At 35.4% G+C, this 1,036-nt stretch carries 1 protein-coding gene; it reads right to left on the bottom strand.

All coding sequences use genetic code 11. The features are described 5' to 3' along the window. Positions 1 to 111 precede the first annotated feature (111 nt). Positions 112 to 969, bottom strand: a complete 858-nt coding sequence (locus V7014_RS25180) for a LysR family transcriptional regulator (RefSeq protein WP_335511527.1) — start codon at positions 967 to 969, stop codon at positions 112 to 114. Between the last annotated feature and the right edge of the window lie 67 nt (positions 970 to 1,036).

Genomic DNA, 1,036 nt, shown 5'->3' with positions numbered 1-1,036 from the left:
ACGCTGCAAGAAGTGCAGTGGCCCAGATAAGAAATAACCTTCCTGCCTTGTGGCAGCAAAGATAGGCATATGACATTAAAAAACTTCTGGAAGATAGTGATAGAAAGGAGCCTATTTATGATGATGCTCTGCAATTGTTTTTAAAAAAAATTTCATCGAATTTGTCATATATGTATCTTTCCGTCGTATAAAGACGGTTGAAATAATACCGTATTTTTCAGGAATGGGATGACAATGAACCTTGCCTGTAGAAGAAAGATGTTCAACAGCAGATTGTGGTACAAGCGTAACTCCAAGTCCAATTGCAACACTGTTTAAAATTGTCTCTAATATGTTGAATTCCATGATTCTTTTTGGAAGTAATCCCTCATCTTTGAGCCAGCGTTCTAGCTTGGAACGATATCCGCATCCTTGATTAGAAACAAGGAGTGGAGTTGTTATAATTTCCTCTATTTGAAAAGTTTCATGTTGCGTAACAAGAACCAGTTTTTCAGTACAGACATCGTATTGTTCTAAAAGTGGATGCTTAATTGGTCCAGATATAAAAGCACCATCTAATTGGTGATCAGTTACCTCTTTGATGAGTTCTTCAGTTAAACCAGCTTGTAGTGATAAATCAACATTTGGATATCTCTTATAGTAAGACGCAAGAATGATTGGTAATGTACTCACTGTTTCAACTGTACCAATTTTTAATGCTCCAGCTGGCATATCACTATCTAAAAATACTTGTCTCAGTTCTTGGACCTCCTGCAAAATTTTATTAACGTATGAAAGCATTTTTCGACCTTCTGGGTTTAATGTCATTCCTTTTTTATGTCGATAAAAAAGCGGCGTTTTGAGTTCGTTTTCTAACAACTTTATACGGGCTGTAACATTGGATTGGACATATTTTAATTCCTTTGCTGCATTAGTAACGCTTCCGTGATTTGCAACACTTTGGAAAATTTGTAAGTCTCGTAGTTCCACTAAGCTTTCCCTCCTTGATATGAAATATCATTATAAATGATGTTTTATATCACTTTCAATCATTTTA

This window comes from Bacillus sp. JJ722 (assembly GCF_036963345.1).
Taxonomy (GTDB): domain Bacteria; phylum Bacillota; class Bacilli; order Bacillales; family DSM-1321; genus Bacillus_AD.
Note: the sequence above shows the minus strand (reverse complement) of the source record. Positions and strands in the feature narration are given on the sequence as shown.